Origin of the sequence: Streptomyces sp. SID13726 (assembly GCF_010548375.1) — a bacterium.
In the GTDB taxonomy this organism is placed as follows: domain Bacteria; phylum Actinomycetota; class Actinomycetes; order Streptomycetales; family Streptomycetaceae; genus Streptomyces.
Map to the genome: position 1 here is coordinate 358280 of NZ_JAAGLY010000007.1, position 24966 is coordinate 383245.

At 71.3% G+C, this 24966-nt stretch carries 21 protein-coding genes; 8 read left to right on the top strand and 13 right to left on the bottom strand.

The genetic code is table 11. The features are described from left to right. Nucleotides 1–118: 118 nt before the first annotated feature. The 3 genes from G3I78_RS21345 to G3I78_RS21355 form a co-directional block, all read right to left on the bottom strand. Nucleotides 119–1579: a glutamate synthase subunit beta gene (locus G3I78_RS21345; protein WP_164426924.1), complete on the bottom strand. Its 1461-nt coding sequence runs from the start codon at nucleotides 1577–1579 to the stop codon at nucleotides 119–121. Further along, nucleotides 1572–6170: a glutamate synthase large subunit gene (gltB, locus tag G3I78_RS21350; protein ID WP_164426925.1), complete on the bottom strand. Its 4599-nt coding sequence runs from the start codon at nucleotides 6168–6170 to the stop codon at nucleotides 1572–1574. Before gltB ends, G3I78_RS21345 begins: the two co-directional genes overlap by 8 nt. A gap of 376 nt (nucleotides 6171–6546) precedes the next feature. Next, nucleotides 6547–7278, bottom strand: coding sequence for a VIT1/CCC1 transporter family protein (locus G3I78_RS21355; protein ID WP_164426927.1), 732 nt, complete (start codon nucleotides 7276–7278; stop codon nucleotides 6547–6549). A gap of 255 nt (nucleotides 7279–7533) precedes the next feature. On the opposite strand from G3I78_RS21355, the gene G3I78_RS21360 reads away from it, so the two are divergent. From G3I78_RS21360 to G3I78_RS21390, 7 genes are all read left to right on the top strand, one after another. Next, nucleotides 7534–8550, top strand: a complete 1017-nt coding sequence (locus tag G3I78_RS21360; RefSeq protein ID WP_164426929.1) for an ADP-ribosylglycohydrolase family protein — start codon at nucleotides 7534–7536, stop codon at nucleotides 8548–8550. Next, nucleotides 8547–9749 carry an ADP-ribosylglycohydrolase family protein gene (locus G3I78_RS21365; protein WP_239157943.1) on the top strand — a complete coding sequence of 401 codons (1203 nt, stop codon included), beginning with the start codon at nucleotides 8547–8549 and terminating at the stop codon, nucleotides 9747–9749. Before G3I78_RS21360 ends, G3I78_RS21365 begins: the two co-directional genes overlap by 4 nt. An 8-nt stretch (nucleotides 9750–9757) precedes the next feature. Beyond that, entirely contained in the window at nucleotides 9758–10924 is a 1167-nt protein-coding gene (locus G3I78_RS21370) for an ADP-ribosylglycohydrolase family protein (RefSeq protein ID WP_164426931.1), read from the top strand. Beyond that, nucleotides 10912–12288 (top strand): ADP-ribosylglycohydrolase family protein, encoded by a 1377-nt coding sequence (locus G3I78_RS21375; protein ID WP_164426933.1) that lies wholly within the window; start codon nucleotides 10912–10914, stop codon nucleotides 12286–12288. Before G3I78_RS21370 ends, G3I78_RS21375 begins: the two co-directional genes overlap by 13 nt. After that, nucleotides 12285–13178 (top strand): ribokinase, encoded by an 894-nt coding sequence (gene rbsK, locus G3I78_RS21380; protein ID WP_164426935.1) that lies wholly within the window; start codon nucleotides 12285–12287, stop codon nucleotides 13176–13178. Before G3I78_RS21375 ends, rbsK begins: the two co-directional genes overlap by 4 nt. Then, the gene (locus tag G3I78_RS21385; RefSeq protein ID WP_164426937.1) at nucleotides 13175–14365 is read left to right on the top strand and encodes a CoA transferase; all 1191 of its coding nucleotides are present in this window, start codon (nucleotides 13175–13177) and stop codon (nucleotides 14363–14365) included. The genes rbsK and G3I78_RS21385 overlap by 4 nt, the downstream gene beginning before the upstream one ends. A 100-nt stretch (nucleotides 14366–14465) precedes the next feature. Further along, nucleotides 14466–15299: a CoA ester lyase gene (locus G3I78_RS21390; RefSeq protein WP_164426939.1), complete on the top strand. Its 834-nt coding sequence runs from the start codon at nucleotides 14466–14468 to the stop codon at nucleotides 15297–15299. Nucleotides 15300–15362: 63 nt separating this feature from the next. Here the strand turns inward: G3I78_RS21390 and lgt are convergent, their stop codons facing one another. From lgt to hisI, 10 genes are all read right to left on the bottom strand, one after another. Continuing rightward, the gene (gene lgt / locus G3I78_RS21395) at nucleotides 15363–16343 is read right to left on the bottom strand and encodes a prolipoprotein diacylglyceryl transferase (protein ID WP_164426941.1); all 981 of its coding nucleotides are present in this window, start codon (nucleotides 16341–16343) and stop codon (nucleotides 15363–15365) included. A 103-nt stretch (nucleotides 16344–16446) separates the two neighbouring features. After that, on the bottom strand, nucleotides 16447–17226 hold the full coding sequence (locus G3I78_RS21400; RefSeq protein WP_164426943.1) for a thioredoxin domain-containing protein: 780 nt from the start codon (nucleotides 17224–17226) through the stop codon (nucleotides 16447–16449). A gap of 103 nt (nucleotides 17227–17329) precedes the next feature. Then, complete coding sequence (gene trpA / locus G3I78_RS21405; RefSeq protein WP_164426945.1) at nucleotides 17330–18154, bottom strand: tryptophan synthase subunit alpha; 825 nt, start codon at nucleotides 18152–18154, stop codon at nucleotides 17330–17332. Continuing rightward, nucleotides 18151–19437, bottom strand: coding sequence for a tryptophan synthase subunit beta (gene trpB / locus G3I78_RS21410; protein WP_164426947.1), 1287 nt, complete (start codon nucleotides 19435–19437; stop codon nucleotides 18151–18153). Before trpB ends, trpA begins: the two co-directional genes overlap by 4 nt. Before the next feature lie 293 nt (nucleotides 19438–19730). Continuing rightward, nucleotides 19731–20540, bottom strand: a complete 810-nt coding sequence (gene trpC, locus G3I78_RS21420; RefSeq protein WP_164426951.1) for an indole-3-glycerol phosphate synthase TrpC — start codon at nucleotides 20538–20540, stop codon at nucleotides 19731–19733. A 138-nt stretch (nucleotides 20541–20678) separates the two neighbouring features. Beyond that, complete coding sequence (locus G3I78_RS21425; RefSeq protein ID WP_164426953.1) at nucleotides 20679–21119, bottom strand: DUF2752 domain-containing protein; 441 nt, start codon at nucleotides 21117–21119, stop codon at nucleotides 20679–20681. Nucleotides 21120–21202: 83 nt separating this feature from the next. After that, nucleotides 21203–21451 carry an HGxxPAAW family protein gene (locus G3I78_RS21430; RefSeq protein WP_164426955.1) on the bottom strand — a complete coding sequence of 83 codons (249 nt, stop codon included), beginning with the start codon at nucleotides 21449–21451 and terminating at the stop codon, nucleotides 21203–21205. Between the two features lie 178 nt (nucleotides 21452–21629). Beyond that, nucleotides 21630–22271 (bottom strand): TIGR02234 family membrane protein, encoded by a 642-nt coding sequence (locus G3I78_RS21435; RefSeq protein WP_164426957.1) that lies wholly within the window; start codon nucleotides 22269–22271, stop codon nucleotides 21630–21632. 51 nt (nucleotides 22272–22322) lie between these two features. Further along, nucleotides 22323–23801: an anthranilate synthase component I gene (locus tag G3I78_RS21440; RefSeq protein WP_164426959.1), complete on the bottom strand. Its 1479-nt coding sequence runs from the start codon at nucleotides 23799–23801 to the stop codon at nucleotides 22323–22325. Between the two features lie 11 nt (nucleotides 23802–23812). Next, nucleotides 23813–24214 (bottom strand): phosphoribosyl-AMP cyclohydrolase, encoded by a 402-nt coding sequence (hisI, locus tag G3I78_RS21445; protein WP_164426961.1) that lies wholly within the window; start codon nucleotides 24212–24214, stop codon nucleotides 23813–23815. Nucleotides 24215–24297: 83 nt separating this feature from the next. On the opposite strand from hisI, the gene G3I78_RS21450 reads away from it, so the two are divergent. Beyond that, entirely contained in the window at nucleotides 24298–24933 is a 636-nt protein-coding gene (locus G3I78_RS21450) for a TIGR03085 family metal-binding protein (RefSeq protein ID WP_164426963.1), read from the top strand. The last annotated feature ends 33 nt before the right edge of the window (nucleotides 24934–24966 follow it).

Genomic DNA, 24966 nt, shown 5'->3' on the forward strand with positions numbered 1-24966 from the left:
CCGCCTTCCGGTCCGGTCGGGGACTGGTGGAGGGCGGGCGCCGTCTCGGGGGGTCTGGGGGTTTCCCCCCAGATGACCCGCCCGTACGCCTTTGTACGGGACGTCTATGCGGGTGTGATCACACCATCAGGGAGCGGTCCGTCGGCCGGATCGGCGCGGGCAGTTCGCTCGCCCCGGTCAGGAAGCGGTCGGTGCCGCGGGCGGCCGAGCGGCCCTCGGCGATGGCCCACACGATGAGCGACTGGCCGCGGCCCGCGTCACCGGCGACGAAGACGCCGGGCACGTTGGTCTGGAAGTCGGCGTCGCGGGCGACGTTGCCGCGCTCGTCGAGCTCCAGGCCGAACTGCTCGACCAGGCCGTTCTCGCGGTCGGTGCCGGTGAAGCCCATGGCGAGGGTGACCAGCTGGGCGGGGATCTTGCGCTCCGTGCCCGGCTTCGGGGTCAGCTTGCCCTCGATGAACTCGACCTCGGTGAGGTGCAGCCACTGGACGTTGCCGTCCTCGTCGCCCTCGAAGTGGGTCGTCGAGACGGAGTAGACCCGCTCGCCGCCCTCCTCGTGCGCGGAGGTGACCTTGTACAGCATGGGGAAGGTCGGCCACGGCTGGTGCGGGGCACGGTCCTCGCCGGGCTGCGGCATGATCTCCAACTGCGTGACGGACGCGGCCCCTTGACGGTGCGCGGTGCCCACGCAGTCGGCGCCGGTGTCGCCACCGCCGATGACCACGACGTGCTTGCCCTCGGCGGAGACAGGGGACGTCACGTAGTCGCCCTCCTGCACCTTGTTGGCCAGGGGCAGGTACTCCATCGCCTGGTAGACGCCCTTGAGCTCACGGCCCGGGACGGGCAGGTCGCGCGCGGTGGTCGCGCCGGCGGCGATGACGATCGCGTCGTACCGCTTCTTGAGGTCGGTCGCCTTGAGGTCGCGGCCGATCTCGATGCCGGTACGGAAGCGGGTGCCCTCCGCGCGCATCTGCTCGATACGGCGGTTGATGTGCCGCTTCTCCATCTTGAACTCCGGGATGCCGTACCGGAGGAGACCTCCGACGCGGTCCGCGCGCTCGTAGACGGCGACGGTGTGACCGGCCCGGGTGAGCTGCTGCGCGGCGGCGAGTCCGGCCGGACCCGAGCCGATGACCGCGACGGTCTTGCCGGACAGGCGCTCCGGGGCCTGGGGAGCGACGTCGCCGCTGTCCCACGCCTTGTCGATGATCGAGACCTCGACGTTCTTGATGGTCACGGCCGGCTGGTTGATGCCGAGCACACACGCCGACTCACACGGAGCCGGACACAACCGCCCGGTGAACTCGGGGAAGTTGTTGGTCGCGTGCAGCCGCTCCGACGCGGCGGCCCAGTCCTCGCGATAGGCGTAGTCGTTCCACTCGGGGATGAGGTTCCCGAGCGGACAGCCGTTGTGGCAGAACGGGATGCCGCAGTCCATGCAGCGGGACGCCTGCTTCGAGATGATCGGAAGCAGCGAGCCCGGGACGTAGACCTCGTTCCAGTCCTTCAGACGTACGTCGACGGGGCGGGACTTGGCGACCTCACGGCCGTGGTTCAGGAAGCCCTTCGGGTCAGCCATTGATCGCCGCCTCCATCATCTTCTCGGTGATCTCGGACTCGGAGAGTCCCGCCTGCTCGGCGGCGTCCTTGGCGGCGAGCACTGCCTTGTACGTGCTGGGGATGATCTTGCTGAAGCGGTCCACCGCGGTATCCCACTCAGCCAGGAGCTTCTCGGCGACCGTGGACCCGGTCTCCTCCTGGTGGCGGCGCACCACGTCGTGCAGCCACTGCTTGTCGGTGTCGTCGAGTGCCTCCACGGCCCCCACGTTGCCGACGTTGACGTTGTCCTTGTCGAGGTCGATGACGTAGGCGACACCGCCGGACATGCCGGCCGCGAAGTTGCGGCCCGTCTCGCCGAGGACCACGGCGTGACCGCCGGTCATGTACTCGCAGCCGTGGTCACCCACGCCCTCCGAGACCACCAGCGCACCGGAGTTGCGGACGCAGAAGCGCTCACCGGTACGACCGCGCAGGAACAGCTCGCCGCCGGTCGCGCCGTAGGCGATGGTGTTGCCCGCGATCGTCGAGTACTCGGCGAGGTGGTCGGCGCCCCGGTCGGGACGGACGATCACACGGCCGCCGGAGAGGCCCTTGCCGACGTAGTCGTTGGCGTCGCCCTCCAGGCGCAGCGTGACACCGCGCGGCAGGAAGGCACCGAAGGACTGGCCGGCGGAGCCGGTGAAGGTGATGTCGACGGTGTCGTCGGGCAGGCCCGCGCCGCCGAACTTCTTGGTCACCTCGTGGCCGAGCATGGTGCCGACCGTGCGGTTGATGTTGCGCACCTTGACCTGGGCGCGGACCGGCTGGGCGTCGGTCGCCGAGTCGGCGGCCAGGCGGTCGGCGGCGAGCTTGATGAGCTCGTTGTCGAGCGCCTTCTCCAGGCCGTGGTCCTGCGCGATCAGCTGGTGGCGCACCGCACCCTCGGGCAGCTCGGGCACGTGGAACAGCGGCTCCAGGTCCAGGCCCTGGGCCTTCCAGTGGTCGACCGCGCGGGTCACGTCGAGGGACTCGGCGTGACCGACGGCCTCCTCGATGGAGCGGAAGCCCAGCTCGGCGAGGATCTCGCGGACCTCCTCGGCGATGAACTTGAAGAAGTTCACGACGTACTCGGCCTTGCCGGAGAACCGGTCGCGCAGCACCGGGTTCTGGGTGGCGATGCCGACCGGGCAGGTGTCCAGGTGGCAGACGCGCATCATGACGCAGCCGGAGACGACGAGCGGCGCGGTCGCGAAACCGAACTCCTCGGCGCCGAGCAGCGCGGCGATGACGACGTCCCGGCCGGTCTTGAGCTGGCCGTCGGTCTGGACGACGATCCGGTCGCGCAGGCCGTTGAGCAGCAGGGTCTGCTGGGTCTCGGCGAGGCCCAACTCCCAAGGCCCACCGGCGTGCTTGAGCGAGGTCAGCGGCGAGGCACCGGTGCCACCGTCGTGACCCGAGATCAGCACGACGTCCGCGTGGGCCTTGGACACACCGGCCGCGACCGTGCCGACGCCGACCTCGGAGACCAGCTTCACGTGAATCCGCGCCTGCGGGTTCGCGTTCTTCAGGTCGTGGATCAGCTGGGCCAGGTCCTCGATCGAGTAGATGTCGTGGTGCGGCGGCGGGGAGATCAGACCGACACCCGGGGTGGAGTGCCGGGTCTTGGCGACCCACGGGTAGACCTTGTGGCCGGGCAGCTGGCCGCCCTCGCCGGGCTTGGCGCCCTGGGCCATCTTGATCTGGATGTCGTCCGCGTTGACCAGGTACTCGGAGGTCACGCCGAAGCGGCCGGAGGCGACCTGCTTGATCGACGAACGCCGCGCCGGGTCGTACAGCCGGTCCGCGTCCTCGCCGCCCTCACCGGTGTTGGACTTGCCGCCCAGCTGGTTCATGGCGATGGCGAGGGTCTCGTGCGCCTCGCGCGAGATGGAGCCGTAGGACATGGCGCCGGTGGAGAAGCGCTTGACGATCTCGGAGACCGGCTCGACCTCGTCGACGGAGATCGCTTCCCGGTCGCTCTTGAAGCCGAAGAGTCCGCGGAGCGTCATCAGCCGCTCGGACTGCTCGTTCACGCGGTCCGTGTACTTCTTGAAGATGTCGTAGCTGTTCGCGCGCGTCGAGTGCTGGAGGCGGAAGACCGTCTCCGGGTCGAACAGGTGCGGCTCGCCCTCGCGGCGCCACTGGTACTCGCCGCCTATCTCCAGCGCGCGGTGCGCGGGAGCGATGCCGGAGGCGGGGTACGCCTTGGCGTGCCGGGCGGCGACCTCCTTGGCGACGACGTCGATGCCGACTCCGCCGATCTTGGTGGCCGTACCGCTGAAGTACTTCTCGACGAAGGCCGTGTCGAGACCGACGGCCTCGAAGACCTGCGCGCCGCGGTAGGAGGCGACGGTGGAGATGCCCATCTTCGACATGACCTTGAGGACACCCTTGCCCAGGGCGTAGATCAGGTTCCGGATGGCCTGCTCGGCCTCTATGTCGGAGAGGAAGGTGCCGGCGCGGACCAGGTCCTCGACGGACTCCATCGCGAGGTACGGGTTCACGGCCGCGGCGCCGAAGCCGATCAGCAGGGCGACGTGGTGGACCTCGCGGACGTCACCGGCCTCGACCAGCAGACCCACCTGGGTGCGCTGCTTGGTGCGGATGAGGTGGTGGTGGACGGCCGCGGTGAGCAGCAGCGAGGGGATCGGCGCGTGCTCGGCGTCGGAGTGGCGGTCCGACAGCACGATCAGGCGGGCGCCGTTGTCGATCGCGGCGTCGGCCTCGGCGCAGATCTCCTCGATGCGGGCGGCGAGGGAGTCGCCGCCGCCGGAGACCCGGTACAGGCCGGAGAGGGTCGCGGCCTTGAAGCCGGGCATGTCGCCGTCGGCGTTGATGTGGATGAGCTTGGCCAGCTCGTCGTTGTCGATCACCGGGAACGGCAGGGTGACCGAGCGGCACGAGGCGGCGGTCGGCTCCAGCAGGTTGCTCGCGGGGCCGAGGGAGCTGCGCAGCGAGGTGACCAGCTCTTCCCGGATCGCGTCCAGCGGCGGGTTGGTGACCTGAGCGAACAACTGGGTGAAGTAGTCGAAGAGCAGCCGCGGGCGCGAGGAGAGCGCGGCGATCGGCGAGTCGGTGCCCATCGAGCCGATCGGCTCGGCACCGGCCTTGGCCATCGGCGCGAGGATGACGCGCAGCTCTTCCTCGGTGTAGCCGAAGGTCTGCTGGCGGCGGGTGACCGAGGCGTGGGTGTGCACGATGTGCTCGCGCTCGGGCAGGTCGGAGAGCTCGATCTCCCCGGCCTCCAGCCACTCGGCGTACGGCTGCTCGGCGGCGAGGCCGGCCTTGATCTCGTCGTCCTCGATGATGCGGTGCTCGACGGTGTCGACGAGGAACATCCGGCCCGGCTGGAGACGGCCCTTGCGGACCACCTTGGCGGGGTCGATGTCGAGGACGCCGACCTCGGAGCCGAGGACGACGAGGCCGTCGTCGGTGACCCAGTAGCGGCCCGGGCGAAGGCCGTTGCGGTCGAGGACCGCGCCGACCTGCCGGCCGTCGGTGAAGGTGACACAGGCCGGGCCGTCCCAGGGCTCCATCATCGTGGAGTGGAACTGGTAGAAGGCGCGCCGGGCCGGGTCCATGGAGTCGTGGTTCTCCCACGCCTCCGGGATCATCATCAGCACGGAGTGCGGCAGCGAACGGCCGCCCAGGTGCAGGAGTTCGAGGACCTCGTCGAAGGACGCCGAGTCGGAGGCGTCCGGCGTACAGATCGGGAAGATCCGCTCGATGGCCTTGTCGTCGCTCCCGAACAGATCCGAGACCAGCTGGGACTCACGGGCGCGCATCCAGTTGCGGTTGCCCTTGACGGTGTTGATCTCACCGTTGTGCGCGACGAACCGGTACGGGTGGGCGAGCGGCCACGACGGGAAGGTGTTCGTGGAGAACCGGGAGTGCACGAGCGCGATCGCGGAGGCGAAGCGGCGGTCGGACAGGTCCGGGAAGAAGGGCTCCAGCTGGCCGGTGGTCAGCATGCCCTTGTAGACGATCGTCCGCGCGGACAGCGACGGGAAGTAGGTGTCGACCTCGCGCTCGGCGCGCTTGCGCAGCACGAAGGCCTTGCGGTCGAGGTCGATGCCCTCCGATGCGCCGTCGGTCACGAAGACCTGGCGGAAGGCGGGCATCGTGGAACGGGCGGTGGCGCCGAGCAGCTCGGGAGCGACGGGAACCTCACGCCACCCCAGAACCGTCAGGCCCTCTTCGCCGGCGATCGTCTCGATCTTCGAGACGGCGTCCTCGGTGCCCTCCTCGGGCAGGAAGGCGATACCGACGGCGTAGGCACCGGCCGCGGGCAGCTCGAAGCCGACCGTCTCCCGGAAGAAGGCGTCCGGAACCTGGGACAGGATGCCCGCGCCGTCACCCGAGTCGGGCTCGGAGCCGGTGGCACCGCGGTGCTCCAGGTTGCGCAGAACCGTGAGCGCCTGCTCGACCAGCGCATGGCTCGCCTCGCCGGTGAGGGTGGCCACGAAACCGACGCCACAGGCGTCCTTCTCGTTGCGGGGGTCGTACATACCCTGCGCAGCAGGGCGAGCATCCATGAAGGACCACTTCTGGCCATCCACGGAGTGCTGGGACGGCTGGCGCGGCGTACGCATCGGCTCTCCCGTCGTCGTCAACTGGCATATGCAGATTGCCGAGGGACGACGTTGGCCCTCTGCGTGAGTGCAAAATTTCGTGCAGGTTACATGATGGAGCGGTTCTCGGAAACTGGATATTCCGTTCCAACATGCGGACGCCATGAGGTGCGAGGGGGGTGTCGCACACCTGGCTTGAAGTATGTGGTCCGAACCGGACTGATCGGTCAGATCGGTGTCCATCGGTCCGGGGTCGGCGAGGGCGTCGTCGCCCACCCCGCGAATGCGCCGCAAGCGTCATTGCCCGCAGCGCTTACGGCTCATGCCCAGTGGTTAACCATTCGAAACCAGCGAGTAACGGCTACTTATGCGGCCCAACGCATAAGTAGCGGACTCCCTATCCTACGGCCGTTCCGAACAAGCTGCCCAGGGCGTACGTCACACCGGCCGCCGTGCCTCCCAGGGCGAGCTGCCGCAGCCCGCTGTACCACCAGGTCCGCGCGGTCACCCTGGCCACGACGGCACCGCAGGCGAACAGGCCGAGCAGCGCCAGCAGCACGGCGGGCCACAGCACTCCGGCGCCGAGCAGATACGGGAGTACGGGGAGGAAGGCGCCGAGCGCGAAGGAGCCGAAGCTCGACACGGCGGCGACGAGCGGCGAGGGCAGGTCGCCGGGATCGATCCCCAGCTCCTCGCGTGCGTGGATCTCAAGGGCCTGCTCGGGATCGCGGGACAGCTGCCGGGCGACCTCGCGCGCCAGCTCCGGCTCGACCCCGCGCCCCTCGTACAGGGCGGCGAGCTCCGCCTCCTCGTCCTGCGGATGCTTGCGCAGCTCGCGCCGCTCGACGTCCAGCTCGGCCTCGACGAGCTCCCGCTGCGAGGCGACGGAGGTGTACTCACCGGCGGCCATGGAGAAGGCGCCGGCGGCGAGCCCCACGAGCCCGGTGACCACGACGACACTCCGCCCGGCCGCCCCGCCGGCGACACCGGTCATCAGGGCGAGGTTGGAGACCAGTCCGTCCATGGCCCCGAAGACGGCGGGGCGCAGCCAGCCGCCGTTCACATCGCGGTGGGTGTGGTTGTCGCGGTGCGCCTCGTGCAGCGGCGCCTGGATGTCGATGACGGCCATTCCGGTCCCCCAGGAAAGCTGAGCCAAAGCTAACTTTGGACACGTTCTAATTCTTAACAACGCCTACAGTACGTCGGGTCATTCCCGCCCGCCAGCAAGGAAAGGCTGGGCTAACCTGCGGCTTTACCTTCGAATGCGCAGACGATCAGAGGTGCGCTCAGATGTCGACCGGGTGACGTTGAGGGCTGGGAGGCTCAGGTCAACCGCCGATGGTGGGACACATCCGCAAAGGTGTCCCAGTGGAAAGGCCCGCGTATGGCATCCATCGCCTGCATCCCCTCGGTCCCGGCGCCCCAGGACGCCACCGCACTCCGTGAGCGGGCCCGCGGCGCCCTGCTGGGCCTGGCGGTGGGGGACGCCCTCGGCGCACCGGCCGAGAACCTGAAGCCGTCGGAGATCCGCGCCCGTTGGGGCCGTATCGAGGGCTACGTCGTCGACGAACCGGCCGGCACGGACGACACCGAGTACGCGATCTTCTCGGGCCTGCTCCTGGCCCGGCACGGCTCGGCCCTCACCCCCTCCCATGTGGAGGCGGCCTGGCACGAGTGGATCGCGGACCGCGACGAGGGCCCCTTCCGGGGAGCCGGCTTCAGCGAGCGCGGCACCCTGGAGAACCTCCGCCGCGGCCTCGCGGCCCCCATCTCCGCCCAGCACCGCCACGCCTGGAGCGACGGCCTGGCCATGCGCGCGGCCCCCTTCGGCGTCTTCGCCGCGGGCCGCCCCGCCGAGGCGGCCCGCCTGGTCGCGATCGACGGCTCGGTGAGCCATGACGGCGAGGGCATCTACGGCGGCCAGGCGGTCGCGGCGGGAGTCGCGGCGGCGATGGCGGGCGCCCCGACCATCGCGGTCGTCGCCTCCGCGCTCGCGGTGATCCCGGACGACAGCTGGACGGCGAGGTCCCTGAGACGGGCGGTGGCGGTGGCCCACCGCGGCGAACGCGCGGTCCGCTCCTCCGTCGTCATCGGCGGCTACCCCTGGACCGACCTGGCCCCGGAGGCGGTGGCCCTCGCCTTCGGGGCGTACGCGGCGGCGGACGGCGACTTCCGCGAGGCGGTCCTCACGGCGGTCAACATGGGCCGCGACGCCGACACGACAGCGGCGGTGGCGGGCGCGCTCGCGGGCGCGACGAGGGGGGCGTCGGCGATCCCGACGGCCTGGGCCTCGGCGATCGGCCCGGTCAAGGGCAGTTGCCTGCCGTCGATGGCGGGTCACCATGTGCTGGACGTGGCGGAGTTGCTGGTGGCGGGTGCCGACACGGAGGTCGCGTCATGACTCCGCCGGTCCCTTGGGACGATTCAACGGGGTTCGCGACGGAGCCGCACGCGCTCGCGTCCGCCGACGGCGAGGACGCAGCCGAGTCGAGCAGAACCGTAGGCCTCCTGCTGGGCCTCGCCGCAGGCGACGCCGCCGGCTGGCCCTCCGCCCGCCACAGAGCCGCCCGCATGCCCGACTGGACCCGCCGCCTCACCCGCGAACTGGACACCTTCGCCGAACAGAACGCCACCACCACCCTCCCCGTCCCCATCGCCCTCAACCAGCCCCCCGAGCCCCTCCGCCTCGGCCCCTCCGACGACGCCGAATGGGCCGCCTTCACCGCGGAGGCCCTCCTCAAGGCCGGCGACGACACCGCCCTCGGCGACCTCACCCGAGAACGCCGTACGAGAGCCGCCATCGACCTCACCTGGAACGCCCTCGCCGCCGAAGTGGCCGCGGCGACGGACCGCGCCCCGGAGACCGAGTCCGCGAAGATCCCCCTCCGCGCCCGCATCTCCGTACGCGCGGGACTCGGCAACCTCGCCACCGGCCTGCGCCCGCCCGCCACCGGCCACGACAACCCCCACTACTTCGACGACGCGGCCTGCGTCAGAGCCTGCGTCCTCGCCGTCGCCCACCCCGGCGACCCCCGACTCGCCGCGGATCTCGCCGAGTTCGACGCCCGCTACACCCAGGACGGTGACGGAGTGCACGGCGCGCGAGCGATGGCGGCGGCCCTCTCCCTCGCCCTGACCGGCGCCCCCGTGGCGGCCTGTGTGGCAGCCGCCCTCACCGAACTCCCCCAGGAGACGGAGATCGGCCGCAACGCCCACCACGCCCTGCACCTCGCCCGCACCGCGGACAGCGCCTTCGCCCTGATCCCCGCCCTGGAACACGAGATCGTCGACCACGTCTACAGCTACGGCATCGCGGCCGCCGAAACCGTCCCCGTGGCCCTGGCCCTCGCCACCGCCGCGCAGGGCCGGATCGCCGAGGCGGTCCCCGCGGCGGCCTGTCTCTCCCGGGTCGCCGACTCGGCCCCGGCCCTGGTGGGCGCGTTGACCGGCGCGCTCGGCGGCGCCGGCGCGATCCCCGCCACCTGGCGAGACACCTGCCGCACCCTCTCCGGCTGCGCCCTCCCCCGTCTCACCGGCACGGACCTCGTGGAACTCGCCGGACTCCTGGAAGCCGCACAACCGCCCCTCCCAGGAGGATGATTCGGGGCATGACGCCCAAAAATGAAGAAAGCAGCCTCTCGGAACGCATCACAGGAGCCCTCGTCGGCGCGGCGGTGGGCGACGCCCTCGGCGGCCCCGTCGAGGGCTACTCCCCCGACCAGATCCTCGAACGCCACGCCGGCCGCGTTCACGGCGTCGTCGGCCCCTGGAACGGCGACGCCTGGCGCACCGCCCGCCCCATCGCGCCGTACCACAAGGGCGACGGCCACGTCACCGACGACACCTTGATGACCCACGCGCTGATCAGGGTCTACGCCGAGGTCCGCGACCACCTCGACGCCTACGCGATCGCCGACCACCTGGTCCCCGACCTCATGACGAACCCACGCTGGATCCCGGAACTGGAGGCGGAGGCCCTCCCCCTGCACCGCGTCTTCCTCGCGGAGAAGTGGCTGGTCGCCCGCCTCCACTACGGCCATGTCGACCCGAGGGAGGCGGGCGTGGGCAACATCGTCAACTGCGGCGCGGCGATGTACATGGCCCCGGTGGGCCTGGTGAACGCGGCCGATCCGAGGGCCGCCTACACCGAGGCCCTGGACATCGCGGCCGCCCACCAGTCGTCGTACGGCAGGGAGGCGGCGGCCGTCTTGGCGGCGGCGGTGGCGGCGGCGTGCGAACCGGACGCGACCCCGGACTCGGTCGTGACGGCCTGTCTGCGGCTGGCGAAGGACGGCACGCGGACGGCGATCGAGCGGGTCTGCGAAGTGGCCGGTCACCACACGGACTTCGAATCGGCCCTACGACCGCTGCGGGACGCCGTCGCTCCCTACGACACCGTCGGCCCCGACTACCGCGCCCCCTCCCTCGCCGCCCGCCGCCCCTCCCGCATGCACACGATCGAGGAACTCCCCATCGCCCTGGGCATGTTGCTGGTGGCCGGGGGCGACTACCGGCACGCCGTCCTCGGCGCGGTGAACTACGGCAGGGACTGCGACTCGATCGCCACCATGGCCGGCGCGATGGCGGGCGCCCTGGGCTCCCCGGTCCCGGAGGACTGGTCGAAGCAGGTCGCGGAGGCGAGCCGTCTGGACCTCTGGGAACCGGCGACGGCCCTGACCGCCGTGGCGCGGGAGATCTTCGAACGGGACGTACGCCGCCGCAGAGCCCACGAGTCGGCCTTCACCGCCCTCGGAGGCCCAGGATGCTCCGACTGACCTGGGTCCAACCGGAGGACCTGCTCGGCCACGAACTCCACCAGGCGACCCAGGACGGCCGGGAGCCCTCGGCGATCGCGGCGAGATGGAGGGCGGCGGGAGGACAGGAGGCCCCGACGAGAGCGGGCGCCTCACCGGACCCGGCGTCCCGCTATCTGAGGCAGCTGGCAGAAGACCTGCTGGACGAACTCGCTGACCTGCCAAGCAAATCGGCCGACCAAGAGCCCACCGACCTCGCGAAGATCAAGGCACTCTGTCCCGCTCTGACACAAGCCGCGGACCGCGGCCCCACCGGGGCAGCCCCCACCCGTGCCGCCCTGGAAGCAGCCTGGCTGGGCAGAGCGGCAGGCTGCCTCCTGGGCAAACCAGTGGAGAAGCTGCCCCTCGACGCCATCCGCCAACTCGCCCAGTCCACCGGCAACTGGCCCCTGAACACCTACTTCACAGCAAGAGGCGTCCCCCCGGACCTCCTCACCGCCCACCCCTGGAACCGCCGCTCGGCACCCACCTCCCTGGCCGAGAACATCGACGGCATGCCGGAGGACGACGACCTCAACTACCCCCTCCTGAACGTCCTGTTGCTGCGACGCCACGGCAGACACTTCACCACCACCGACGTGGCCAAGCTCTGGCTCGACGAACTCCCGGCAGGCCGCACGTTCACAGCGGAACGCATCGCCTACCGCAACCTCCTCCAGGGCCTGGAACCCCCGCGAACGGCCCGCCACCGCAACCCCTTCCGCGAATGGATCGGCGCCCTGATCCGCGCCGACGTCCACGGCTGGACCAACCCCGGCGCCCCGGCCGCCGCGGCCGAACAGGCCCACCGCGACGCCACCCTCACCCACACGGCGAACGGCGTCTACGCGGCGATGTTCACGGCGGCCGTGATCGCGGAGGCGACGACGACTCCCGACATCCACACCTGCCTCCGCACCGGCCTCACCGTGATCCCCCCGAACTCCCGCCTGCACAAGGCGATCACCCACGCCGTCCGACTGGCCGAGCGGCACACCGACTTCGACACCGTCGTGGACGAACTCCACGCCACCCACGCCGAGACCCACCACTGGGTCCACGCGATCCCCAACACCGCCCTGATCGCCGCCGCCCTCACGCACGCGGACGGCGACTTCACCGCCTCCATCACCAAGGCGGTGAGCGGCGGTTGGGACACCGACTCCAACGGCGCCACGGCGGGAAGCATCGCCGGTCTCCTCGTCGGCAGCCCCGACAACCTCCCCGTCCACTGGACCGCCCCGCTCAAGAACCGCCTGGCCACCTCCGTCGCCGACTTCGACGGCACCGGCTTCGACACCCTGGCCCACCTCACGAAAGACCTCATGGAGACCCCCAGCCCATGACCCACATCGCCGTACTCGGCAGCACGAACATGGACCTGGTCGCCTACGTCGAGAAGGCACCGCTCCGCGGAGAGACCGTCACCGGCCGGGAGTTCCGTACGGTCCCCGGCGGCAAGGGCGCCAACCAGGCGATCGCCGCGGCCCGCGCCGGCGCCACCGTCTCGATGATCGGCGCGGTCGGCAACGACTCCTTCGGCACCCGGCTGCGCTCCACCCTGGAACACTCCGGCGTGACCACCGACCACCTCCGCACGGTCGAGGGCCCCTCCGGCACCGCGCACATCGTCGTGGACGACGAGGGCGGCAACTCGATCGTCGTGATCCCCGGCGCCAACGGCACCGTCGACCACCTCGCCCCCGGCGACGAGGGCCTGATCGCCTCCGCCGACGCCCTCCTCCTCCAGCTGGAGATCCCCCTGAAGGCGGTCCTGGCAGGCGCCGAGGCCGCCCGCGCCCACGGCGTCCGTACGGTCCTGACGCCCGCGCCGGCCCAGCCGCTGCCGCCCGAACTCCTCGCCGCCACCGACCTGTTGGTCCCCAACGAGCACGAGGCGGCCACCCTGACCGGCCTCGCCGACCCGTTCGCCGCGGGCGCCGCCCTCCTCGACCGCGTCCCCCGTGTGGTGATCACCCTGGGCGCGGCGGGCAGCCTCTACCTGACCCGGGACGCCGAGCCGCTCGCCGTCCCCGCGCCCCGGGTCACCGCGGTGGACTCCACGGGCGCGGGCGACACCTACGTGGGCGCGCTCGCGGTCGCCCTCGGGGAGGAACGCCCGATCCGGGAGGCGATGTCCTGGGCCGCCGCGGCGGCGGCCCTGTCCGTCCAGCGGGCGGGCGCGTCGGCCTCGATGCCGTACCGCTCCGAGATCGAGGCGGGGTACACGTCATGACCCGGACACCCCTCGACGGCCTGCGCGTGCTCGACGTGGCCACCCTCTTCGCCGGCCCCCTCGCCGCCACCATGCTCGGCGACTTCGGCGCGGAGGTCGTCAAGATCGAGCACCCGACCCGGCCCGACCCCTCCCGCGGCCACGGCCCCTCGAAGGACGGCATCGGCCTGTGGTGGAAGCTGCTGGGCCGCAACAAGCACACGATCACCCTCGACCTCTCCAAGCCGGGCGGCCGTACCACCTTCCTCCGCCTCGCCGAGACCGCGGACGTCGTCATCGAGAACTTCCGTCCCGGCACCCTGGAGAAGTGGGACCTGGGCTGGCCGGAGCTGCAAGCCGTCAACCCCGGTCTGGTCCTCGCCCGGGTCACCGGCTTCGGCCAGTTCGGTCCCTCCTCCCGCCGTCCCGGCTTCGGCACCCTCGCCGAGGCGATGAGTGGCTTCGCGGCGATCACCGGCGAACCGGACGCGCCCCCGGTCCTGCCGCCCTTCGGCCTCGCCGACTCCATCGCGGGCCTGGCCACGGCGTACGCCGTCATGACCGCGCTCGCGGCCCGCGACCGCACCGGCGAGGGCCAGGTCGTCGACATGGCGATCATCGAACCGATCCTGACGGTCCTCGGCCCCCAGCCGACCTGGTACGACCAGCTCGGCCACGTCCAGGAGCGCACCGGCAACCGCTCCGCCAACAACGCCCCGCGCAACACCTACCGCACGGCGGACGGCAGTTGGGTCGCCGTCTCCACCTCGGCCCAGTCGATCGCGGAACGCGTGATGCGCCTGGTCGGCCGCCCGGAGCTGATCGACGAACCGTGGTTCGCGTCGGGCGCGCAGCGAGCGGAACACGCGGACGTCCTCGACGCGGCGGTCGGCTCCTGGATCGCCGAACGCCCCCGCGACGAGGTCCTCGCGGCCTTCGAGAAGGCGGAGGCCGCGGTCGCCCCCATCCAGGACATCCGCGAGGTGATGACCGACCCGCAGTACCGGGCCCTCGACACCGTCACCACGGTCGACGACCCCGAACTCGGCCCCCTGCGCATGCAGAACGTCCTCTTCCGCCTCTCCGCCACCCCCGGCGCGATCCGCTGGGCAGGCCGCCCGCACGGCGCCGACACGAACGAGATCCTGACCGAACTGGGCCTGACGGAAGCCGACCTGACGGCCCTGCGCACGGAGGGCGCCCTGTGAGCCCCCACCCCCTCACCTGGCTCTACGCCCCCGGCGCCCCCCTCACCGAACCGGACCTGACCAAAACCAAGTTGACCGCCCCACGCACGAAGGACGCCCCGTGAGCCCACACCCCCTCACCTGGCTCTACGCCCCCGGCGACCGCCCGCACGTGGTGGACAAGGCGCTCGTGTCCGGCGCCGACGTCGTGGTGATCGACCTGGAGGACGCGGTGGCCCCCGACCGGAAGGCCTACGCCCGCGAGGCCACCGCCGAGCGCCTCACCGAGCCCCAGCCGGTCCCGGTCCACGTCAGGGTGAACGCCCTCGACGGCCCCCTCGCCCAAGCCGACCTGACCGCGATGGCCCCCCTGCCCGGAGTCTCCGGCCTGCGTCTGCCCAAGGTCATCTCGCCCGCCCAGATCACCCGCGTCGCGGAGACGGCGGCCCCGGCGGAAGGCGGCGCCCCGCCCCTGTACGCCCTCCTGGAAACGGCCCTCGGCATCGAGCGCGCCTACGAGATCGCCACCGCCCACCCCGCCCTGCGAGGCATCGCCCTCGGCGAGGCGGACCTACGAGCCGACCTGGGCGTACGACACGACACCGGCCTGGACTGGTCCCGCGCCCGGGTCGTCGCCGCCGCCCGGGCCGCGGCCCTGCCTCCCCCACCGCAGTCGGTCCACCCGGACACCCGCGACCTGGACGGCCTGAAGGCCGGCTGCGCCCACGGCCGCGCCCTGGGCTTCCTGGGCCGAGCCGCCATCCACCCCCGCCAACTCCCGGTGATCGAGAGCGCGTACCGCCCCACGGAGGAGGAGATCGAACAGGCGGAGACCGTCATCAAGGCAGCCACGACGAACGAAGGCGCCCAGGCACTGGAGAACGGCACCTTCATCGACGCGGCCGTCGTGGCGGCAGCCCGCAGAACCCTCTCCCTGGCCGGCACCCCTCGCTGAGCTGACACGACGAAGGGCGCCCCGGAGATCCCGGGGCGCCCTTCGTCCACGTACAGCCGGCCGTCAGGTCTTCTTCGCGGACTCGGCCTCGTCCTTGGTCTCGTCCTTGGCCTCGGCCTTCACCGCGTCGGAGTCCGAGTCGGTGTCAGCGCCGGTGTCGGAGTCAGCGTCGGCGTCGGACTGGGAGTCGGCCTTTCCGCCGTCCTCACCGTCCTCACCGTCACCGTCGGCCCCCGGCTCCACGACCTCTTCCCGCCCGGGCCGCTTCTTCGCCGACACCACCATGTAGACGACGGCGAGCAGGAACACGAGCAGCGCGGTCCAGTTGTTGAGCCGCAGGCCGAGGATGTGGTGGGCGTCGTCGACGCGGAGGTACTCGATCCAGAAGCGGCCTACGCAGTACGACGCGACGTACAGCGCGAACGCCCGGCCGTGGCCCAGCTTGAAGCGCCGGTCGGCCCAGATGACCAGGAACGCGACACCGACGCACCACAGCGACTCGTACAGGAACGTCGGGTGGTAGTACCCCGGCACCCGCCCGTCCGTGGAGGACGTGATGTGCAGGGCCCACGGGAGATCCGTCTCGCGCCCGTACAGCTCCTGGTTGAACCAGTTGCCCCAGCGGCCGATCGCCTGCGCGAGGGCGATACCGGGTGCGATGGCGTCGGCGTAGGCGGGCAGCGGGATGCCCCGGCGGCGGCAGCCGATCCACGCGCCGACCGCGCCGAGCGCGATCGCGCCCCAGATGCCGAGGCCGCCCTCCCAGACCTTGAAGGCGTCCACCCAGTCACGGCCCTCGCTGAAGTACAGCTCGTAGTCCGTGATCACGTGGTAGAGGCGACCGCCGAGCAGACCGAACGGCACGGCCCAGACCGCGATGTCGGCCACCGTGCCGGCCCGCCCGCCACGGGCGATCCAGCGCTTGTTGCCGAGCCAGACGGCTACGAAGACGCCGATGATGATGCAGAACGCGTAGCCACGCAGCGGGATGGGACCGAGGTGGATCACCCCGCGCGACGGACTGGGAATGTAGGCAATTTCCATGGCAGGGTCGACGCTACCCTGCCGGGCCGGGCCCACGGCAGGCGGCCCGGCAACGGGTCCATAACAGGCGGGTGTGAATGCCGGCCCGCCGCCTTACCGGCTGTCACCCCTTGTTGGCGGCCTCCACCTGCTGCTTCAGCTTCGCCGGGGTCATCGTCTGGTCCTGGTAGATGTTCGCGCCGTCGAGCAGGACGGTCGGGGTGCCCGAGAACCCGCCGTTACGGAAGGCCGCCGCGGACTTGTCGACCCAGGTGTTGTGGGTGCCCTTCTCGACACAGGTGCGGAAGGTGGCCGTGTCGAGTCCGTCGACCTTCTTCGCCAGTTCGAGGAGCTTGCTGGTCTCGGCGTAGGCGTCGTCGGTTTCGTCGGGCTGGTTCTCGTAGAGCACGTCGTGGTACCCCGTGAACTTCCCGGCGTCCTGGGCGCAGGCCGCGGCGTTGGCCGCGTTGCGGGAGCCGGTGCCGCGCATGTTGCCGTCGATGATCGTGGCCAGGTGGTACTCGACCTTGAGCTTGCCGGACTCGGTGAGCTCGTGGATCGTCGGCCGGTACGCCGCCTCGAAGGCCTTGCAGGCCGGGCAGCGGAAGTCCTCCCAGACGACGAGCGTGGACTTGGCGCTCTCCTTGCCGACCGGGATGGCGAGGCTGTCCTGGCCGTTGGCCCCCGAGGGCGCCACGACCGGGCCCGAGGCCTCGCTGTCCTTGTCGCCCTTGCCGGAGTTCGCCACGACGACGCCGATCACCGCCGCGAGCCCCAGCACGCAGACGACACTCGCGCCCACGATCAGCACTCGGCGCCGCTTCTCAGCGGACTTCTGCTTCTCGCGCTCCTCCGCCAGCCGCTCGCGGGCGGTGCGCTTTCCCTCACGGTTCTTCTCGCTCACACCCGCAGAACGAACCGGGGAGGCGCACCGCGCCTCCCCGGCCTCAGGTCCACCCGTTCGAGTGACCGAATTCTCCGTTGTGCCATGACAGGCGCCCGGGGAACTACGCCTGTCGGCGCACACCCTTCGCCAGCTCGCCCGCGAGTTCGCGGACGGCCTCGACGCCGGCCTTGTCGTCCGGCGCGTCCAGCATCCGCTTGACGAAGGCCGAGCCGACGATCACCCCGTCGGCGAAGCCGGCCACCTCGGCGGCCTGCCCGGCGTTGGAGACGCCGAGCCCGACACAGACGGGCAGGTCCGTACCGGCACCGGCGGCCCGGGTCCGCTCGACGAGGTCCTGGGCCTGCGCCCCGACCGACTCGCGCGTGCCCGTGACGCCCATCAGCGAGGCGGCGTACACGAACCCGCTGCCCGCCGCGGTGATCTCGGCGAGCCGCCCGTCCTTGCTGCTGGGCGCCACGACGAAGACGGTGGCGAGACCGTGCTTCTGAGCGTGCTCCCTCCACAGCGCCGACTCCTGCACGGGCAGGTCGGGCAGGATGCACCCGGCGCCCCCCGCCTCCGCGAGCTCCGCGGTGAACCGCTCGACGCCGTAGCGGTCGATGGGGTTCCAGTAGGTCATCACGAGCACCGGCTTCCCGGTGGCCGCGTGGGTCTCCTTCACCGTCCGCATGACGTCGGCGATCTTGACGCCGCCGCGCAGGGCGATGTCGTCGGCGGTCTGGATGACGGGACCGTCGAGGACGGGGTCGCTGTGCGGCAGACCCACCTCGACGACGTCCGCACCGCCGTCGAAGGCGGCCTTGATCGCCTCGATGCCGCCGTCCACGGTCGGGAACCCGGCCGGGAGGTAGGCGATGAGCGCGGACCGGCCCTCCGCCTTGGCGGCGGCCAGGGTGTCGCTCAACAGCTGGATGTTCCCGCTCACTTGGCGTCCCCCTCGATCTCCGCGCCGGTACCGGCCTCGTCCGCCGCGACGGCCGCGTCGGTGTCGTAGAGCCCGAAGTAGCGGGCGGCCGTGTCCATGTCCTTGTCGCCGCGCCCGGACAGGTTGACGACGATCAGCCCGTCCTTGCCCAGCTCCTTGCCGACCTCCAGCGCACCGGCCAGCGCGTGGGCGCTCTCGATGGCCGGGATGATGCCCTCGGTGCGGGACAGCAGGCGCAGGGCCTGCATGGCCGCGTCGTCGGTGACCGCGCGGTACTCGCCGCGGCCGGAGTCCTTGAGGTAGGAGTGCTCGGGGCCGATGCCCGGGTAGTCCAGACCGGCCGAGATGGAGTACGGCTCGGTGATCTGGCCCTCCTCGTCCTGGAGGACGTAGGAGCGGGAGCCGTGCAGGATGCCGGGCTCGCCCGCGGTCAGGGTCGCCGCGTGCTCGCCGGTCTCCACACCGTGCCCGGCGGGCTCGCAGCCGATGAGGCGTACGTCCGTGTCGGGGATGAAGGCGTGGAAGAGGCCGATGGCGTTGGAGCCGCCGCCGACGCAGGCGACGGCCGCGTCGGGGAGCCGGCCGGCCCGCTCCAGGAGCTGGCGGCGGGCCTCGACGCCGATCACGCGGTGGAAGTCGCGGACCATGGCCGGGAAGGGGTGCGGGCCGGCGACCGTGCCGAAGAGGTAGTGCGTGCGGTCGACGTTGGCGACCCAGTCGCGGAACGCCTCGTTGATCGCGTCCTTCAGCGTGCGGCTGCCGGACTTCACGGCGATGACCTCGGCGCCGAGCATGCGCATCCGGGCCACGTTGAGGGCCTGGCGCTGGGTGTCGATCTCGCCCATGTAGATCGTGCAGTCGAGGCCGAACAGCGCGCAGGCGGTGGCGGTCGCGACACCGTGCTGACCGGCGCCGGTCTCGGCGATCACCCGGGTCTTGCCCATGCGCTTGGTGAGCAGGGCCTGGCCGAGAACGTTGTTGATCTTGTGGGAGCCGGTGTGGTTGAGGTCCTCCCGCTTCAGGAAGATCCTCGCGCCACCGGCGTGTTCGGCGAACCTCGGCACCTCGGTGAGGGAGCTGGGGCGGCCGGTGTAGTGGACCAGCAGGTCGTCGAGTTCGCGGGCGAACTCGGGGTCGTGCTTGGCCTTGTCGTACTCGACGGCGACCTCGTCTACGGCGGCCACGAGGGCCTCCGGGATGAACTTGCCGCCGTAGTCGCCGAAGTAGCCTTCGGGGCTTGGGACTTGACCCTCGGGGTCGGGGATGAAGAACTGGCTGGGCATGCGGAAACCTCACGGTGAGTGCGTGGAAAGAACACTGATCGCCGTGGGGGCACAGGGGGTCAGACGGCCTCAGGTCGTCCGTGGCTGGTCGCGCAGTTCCCCGCGCCCCTGAAAACCCGCCATCGCTGCCCGTTCACCTGTCCGGGTTCGTCTCCGATGACATACCGAACCCGACGGCCATGCACCCTGCGTGCGGGCGCGCGGCAACCACGGGGGCGGCAGCCGCGCGCGAGGCGGGCGTACCTGTCCGTGGTTGTCGTCGTGAGGTTCATCGGGGCAAGCCTAGCGGGAGATCAGCCGCGGCCGTGCCGGAGAGCGGGATGCTCGCCCGCCGCCACCAGGTCGGCGACCGCCGTCTTCGGGTCCTTGCCCGTGACCAGGGACTCGCCGACCAGGACCGCGTCGGCGCCGGCGTTGGCGTAGGCGATGAGGTCGTGGGGGCCGCGGACGCCGGACTCGGCGACCTTGACCAGGCCGGCCGGGATCTCGGGGGCGACGCGCTCGAAGGTGCCGCGGTCGACCTCAAGGGTCTTGAGGTTACGCGCGTTGACGCCGATGATCTTCGCGCCGGCGTCCACCGCGCGCTCGACCTCGTCCTCGTCGTGGACCTCGACGATCGGGGTGAGCCCGATGGACTCGGCACGCTCGATCAGGGACTCCAGGGCGGGCTGCTCCAGGGCCGCGACGATGAGCAGCGCGAGGTCGGCGCCGTAGGCCCGGGCCTCCCAGAGCTGGTACGACGTGACGATGAAGTCCTTGCGCAGGACCGGGATGTCCACGCGCGCGCGGACGGCCTCCAGGTCGGCCAGCGAGCCGCCGAAGCGGCGCTGTTCGGTGAGGACGGAGATGACGGCCGCGCCGCCCGCCTCGTAGTCCGCGGCCAGGCCCGCCGGGTCGGCGATGGCGGCCAGCGCGCCCTTGGAGGGGCTGGAGCGCTTGACCTCGCAGATGACCTTGACGCCGTCGCCGCGGAGGGCGGCCACGCCGTCCTTGGCCGCGGGAGCCTTCGCCGCGCGCTCCTTGAGCTCGTCGAGGCTGACGCGCGCCTGCCGCTCCGCGAGGTCGGCACGGACTCCGTCGATGATCTCGTCGAGCACACTCACGCGAGCGGCCCCCTTCCAGACGGTTGACAGTTCCAGCGACCGGTGAAAACAGGTGGTCACTGCGATGGTATCCGCAGGAGGGCGTAGCCCTCGCATCCGGTTGACGCCGGTCCCACTACCTGGACGTTCACCAGTTGATCAAGGATGAAGCCAGCCACCGAACGGCAGGTTCCGGACAACCGTGAAGACCAGCAGCAATGTCCCCGCCGTCCACAGGTGCACCGGTCCGAGACCCAGGTTCAGCGGCCGTCCCCGCGCCGCACGGACCACCCAGACGGTCCACAGCACGGCGAAGCCCAGATAGCCCACAACGGCCATCGCGTTGTCCTGGAGGGCGCCCAGGAAGTCGCCGTGGATGAACGCGTGCGCACTGCGCAGACCGCCGCAGCCGGGGCAGTAGAGGCCGGTGAGCAGGTAGAGCGGGCAGACGGGGTAGTGGCCCGGCTGGTTGGGGTCCACGGTCCCCACGTACGCGAAGGCCCCGGCGACGACCGCGAGGATCCCGCCCGGGACGGCCAGGCGTCCCAGCGGGCCGGTCCGGGACGTCGCTCGCTCACTGTCGGCGTTCACGTCTGGCATTCTCCCCCGCCCTTCCGTCGAACGCGTGAGGGGCGGCTCCGGCGATTTCACCGGGCCGCCCCTCCACGAGGTTCGTCCGCGTGTCAGCTCTTGGCTTCCGCCCGCTCGGGCTGCGAGGTGACGAGCGGCTTGTGGGCGTCCTTGGGCATGCCCATCCCCATCGCGCTCATGATCCAGCCGACGACACCGCCGACGACCACGATCGCCATACCGGCCCAGAAGCCCGCCGGCTGCGCCATCACCATGAAGGCGCCCGCGACACAGAACCCGATGAAGGCGATAGTGACACCGGTCCAGGCGGCCGGGGTGTGACCGTGGCTGCTGCCCGCCATTGCTTGCTCCTAGGTGCTGAAGTACGTGATGTCCGCGCCCATTGTTCCGTACGCGGGGTCGCAATGTATTCGGGGGTCACCTGGACGCGCCCTTCAGGGGCGCGGGGCCGTATCGATGTGCGGCTACCGCCGCTCGGGCGCGACAAGCCCCCACCGCCCCGCGGCCGGAACTCGACCGCTAGGCCCCCGTCGGATCTTCCCCACGGTCGAGAGCCTTCCAGATGTCCTCGGGCCGATCCGGGTCCACGACAACAGGCTTGCGACGAACCCGAGGCGCCCCGTCCCGCTCGTACCGCCCCGACATCGCGGGCCACAACCGCCCGTACCGAAGAGCGAGCAACCCGGCCACAAGAATCAACGCACCGCCCACCACGGCGACATAGGGCCACGCGGTGTGCGAGAGCGCGGAGACCGTCGCCGAGGTGTCGCCGGACGCCTTCGCCGCCTGTTCGTCGAGCGCGGAGGAGTCCCCGGCCCCGATCAGCGCGGCCACCACGATCCCCGCCCCGGAGAGCGCGAGCACGGCGGCCACCAGGTGACGTCCCGCCCTGCGTACGGCGAAGACGGCGACCAGCGCGGCGAGGCCCACTATGGCCAGCGCGGCCGGGACACCGGTCACGTCACTGCCCTTGGCGGTCAGCGGAAACGCGCCGCCGGCCACGGTCGCGGTGCCCTCGGACCATTGCTGGCGGGTCGCGAGCAGCGCCACGGCCGCGCCGAGCGCCCCGGAGAGCAGGGCTGTGGCAAGACTGAGGCGGCCGGCCCTGGCGGGTCCTGCGGCTTCGGAACGGGGGTGAGGAACAGCAGTCACGTACCCCACTATCACCCGAACCCCGGGCGAACGGTCACCCGGGGTTCCGTGAGAAGCGCCCTACTTTCCGAGCCGGTTCGCCGTGTGGACCGCCCGGAGCACCGCCGCGGCCTTGTTCCGGCACTCGGTGTCCTCGGCGACCGGGTCGGAGTCGGCGACGACTCCGGCGCCCGCCTGGACGTAGGCCGTGCCGTCCCTGAGCAGGGCCGTGCGGATGGCGATCGCGGTGTCGGAGTCGCCCGCGAAGTCGAGGTAGCCGACGCAGCCGCCGTACAACCCCCGCCGGGACGGCTCGAGTTCGTCGATGATCTGCATGGCGCGGGGCTTCGGCGCGCCGGAGAGGGTGCCGGCCGGGAAGCAGGCCGTCAGGACGTCGAAGGCGGTGCGGCCCTGGGCGACCCTGCCGGTGACCGTGGAGACGATGTGCATCACGTGGGAGTACCGCTCGACGGACATGAAGTCGACGACCTCGACCGAGCCGGGCTCGCAGACGCGGCCCAGGTCGTTGCGGCCCAGGTCGACGAGCATGAGGTGCTCGGCGCGCTCCTTGGGGTCGGCGAGCAGTTCGTCGGCGAGGGCCTGGTCCTCCTGCGGGGTCGCCCCGCGCCAGCGGGTGCCGGCGATGGGGTGGACCATGGCCCGTCCGTCCTCGACCTTGACCAGGGCCTCGGGGGACGAGCCCACGACGTCGAAGCCGTCGAAGCGGAACAGGTACATGTACGGCGAGGGGTTGGTGGCCCTGAGGACCCGGTAGACGTCCAACGCGCTTGCCGTGCAGGGGGTTTCGAAGCGCTGGGAGGGGACGACCTGGAAGGCCTCGCCGGCCCGGATGCGCTCCTTGACGTCCTCGACGGCCGCCTGGAAGTCGGGGCCGCCCCACAGGGCGGTGTACTCGGGCAGCTCGGACGGCGGGAGGATCGCCGGGGGCTGGGCGACCGCCCTCGACAGGTCGGCCTCCATGGCGTCGAGGCGGGCCACCGCGTCGGTGTAGGCCTCGTCGACGCCGGTGTCCAGGTCGTTGTGGTTGATCGCGTTGGCGATCAGCAGGACCGAGCCCTCCCAGTGGTCCATGACGGCGAGGTCGCTGGTCAGGAGCATGGTCAGCTCGGGGAGCTTCAGGTCGTCGCGCTCGCCGGGGCCGATCTTCTCCAGGCGGCGGACGATGTCGTAGCCGAGATAGCCGACCATGCCGCCGGTGAAGGGCGGCAGGCCCTCCTGGTGCGGGGTGTGCAGGGTCTCGATGGTGGCGCGCAGGGCACGCAGCGGGTCGCCGTCGACCGGGACGCCGACGGGGGCGGTGCCGAGCCAGTGGGCCTGGCCGTCGCGCGCGGTGAGGGTGGCCGCGGAACGGACGCCGACGAAGGAGTAACGGGACCACGAGCGGCCGTTCTCCGCGGACTCCAGCAGGAAGGTGCCGGGGCGCTCGGCGGCGAGCTTGCGGTAGAGGGCGACCGGGGTGTCGCCGTCGGCCAGGAGCTTGCGCGTGACGGGGATGACACGGCGGTCGGTGGCCAGCTTGCGGAAGGTCTCGAGGTCCATGGCGGCTGACCTTACTGATCCGAGACGGGTACGTCTGAATCGGCGCTCGAGGCCCGGTCGAGCAGGACGTCGGCGTCGAAGCAGGTGCGGGCTCCGGTGTGGCAGGCGGCGCCGACCTGGTCGACCTTGACCAGCACGGTGTCGGCGTCGCAGTCGAGCGCGACGGACCTGACCCACTGGAAGTGGCCGGAGGTGTCGCCCTTGACCCAGTACTCCCGGCGGCTGCGCGACCAGTAGGTGCAGCGGCCGGTGGTGAGCGTGCGGTGCAGTGCCTCGTCGTCCATCCAGCCGAGCATGAGCACCTCACCGGTGTCGTACTGCTGGGCGATGGCGGGGACGAGCCCGTCGGCGCTGCGCTTGAGGCGCGCGGCGATCTCGGGGTCGAGGCTGCTGGCGGGGGGCGTGCTGGTCATGGTTGCCATTGTGCCGCGCGCCACTGACAGGGTCGGCGCGGTGTCCACTGGGCGGACCCGACGCGCGGTCGTAGGCTGACTGCATGTCGACTTTCGCCAAGCGTGAACGACTTCTCCTCGCCGATCTGTTGGAGGCCGAGGGTCCGGAGGCCCCCACCCTCTGCGAGGGCTGGCTCACCCGCGATCTCGCGGCGCACGTGGTGGTGCGCGAGCGCCGTCCCGACGCGGCGGGCGGCCTGCTGATCAAGCAGCTCGCGTCCCGTCTGGACCGGGTGATGGCCGAGTTCTCGGAGAAGCCCTACGAAGAACTGATCCAGCTCATCCGCACCGGCCCGCCGCGCTTCTCGCCGTTCCAGCTCAAGCAGGTCGAGGAGCTGTCGAACACGGTCGAGTTCTACGTCCACACCGAGGACGTCCGCCGGGCCCGCCCCGACTGGACGCCGCGCGAGCTGGACTCGGTCTTCCAGGACACCCTGTGGTCCCGTCTGGAGCGCACCGCCCGGCTGATGGGCCGCGGCGCCCCGACCGGTCTGGTGCTGCGCCGCCCGGACGGCCAGACCGCGGTCGCGCACCGGGGCGCTCCGGTCGTGACGGTGACCGGTGAGCCGTCGGAGCTGCTGCTGTTCCTGTACGGCCGGCAGAGCGCGGCCAAGGTGGAGCTGGACGGCGACAAGGAGGCCATCGCCAAGCTCCACGAGGCGAAGGAACTGGGAATCTGACCCTCAGCCCGTGAAAGAGCCCCGGTCACCGGG

Excerpts from the sequence above, each read along its gene's own strand:
- trpB (WP_164426947.1), bottom strand. The coding sequence starts at position 19,437 with ATGCCCAGCCAGTTCTTCATCCCCGACCCCGAGGGTCAAGTCCCAAGC.
- G3I78_RS21375 (WP_164426933.1), top strand. The coding sequence starts at position 10,912 with ATGCTCCGACTGACCTGGGTCCAACCGGAGGACCTGCTCGGCCACGAA.
- G3I78_RS21365 (WP_239157943.1), top strand. The coding sequence starts at position 8,547 with ATGACTCCGCCGGTCCCTTGGGACGATTCAACGGGGTTCGCGACGGAG.
- G3I78_RS21430 (WP_164426955.1), bottom strand. The coding sequence starts at position 21,451 with ATGGCGGGCAGCAGCCACGGTCACACCCCGGCCGCCTGGACCGGTGTC.
- G3I78_RS21345 (WP_164426924.1), bottom strand. The coding sequence starts at position 1,579 with ATGGCTGACCCGAAGGGCTTCCTGAACCACGGCCGTGAGGTCGCCAAG.
- lgt (WP_164426941.1), bottom strand. The coding sequence starts at position 16,343 with ATGGAAATTGCCTACATTCCCAGTCCGTCGCGCGGGGTGATCCACCTC.
- G3I78_RS21440 (WP_164426959.1), bottom strand. The coding sequence starts at position 23,801 with ATGGACCTCGAGACCTTCCGCAAGCTGGCCACCGACCGCCGTGTCATC.
- hisI (WP_164426961.1), bottom strand. The coding sequence starts at position 24,214 with ATGACCAGCACGCCCCCCGCCAGCAGCCTCGACCCCGAGATCGCCGCG.
- G3I78_RS21360 (WP_164426929.1), top strand. The coding sequence starts at position 7,534 with ATGGCATCCATCGCCTGCATCCCCTCGGTCCCGGCGCCCCAGGACGCC.
- G3I78_RS21355 (WP_164426927.1), bottom strand. The coding sequence starts at position 7,278 with ATGGCCGTCATCGACATCCAGGCGCCGCTGCACGAGGCGCACCGCGAC.
- G3I78_RS21370 (WP_164426931.1), top strand. The coding sequence starts at position 9,758 with ATGACGCCCAAAAATGAAGAAAGCAGCCTCTCGGAACGCATCACAGGA.
- G3I78_RS21385 (WP_164426937.1), top strand. The coding sequence starts at position 13,175 with ATGACCCGGACACCCCTCGACGGCCTGCGCGTGCTCGACGTGGCCACC.
- rbsK (WP_164426935.1), top strand. The coding sequence starts at position 12,285 with ATGACCCACATCGCCGTACTCGGCAGCACGAACATGGACCTGGTCGCC.
- gltB (WP_164426925.1), bottom strand. The coding sequence starts at position 6,170 with ATGCGTACGCCGCGCCAGCCGTCCCAGCACTCCGTGGATGGCCAGAAG.
- G3I78_RS21425 (WP_164426953.1), bottom strand. The coding sequence starts at position 21,119 with ATGCCAGACGTGAACGCCGACAGTGAGCGAGCGACGTCCCGGACCGGC.
- G3I78_RS21450 (WP_164426963.1), top strand. The coding sequence starts at position 24,298 with ATGTCGACTTTCGCCAAGCGTGAACGACTTCTCCTCGCCGATCTGTTG.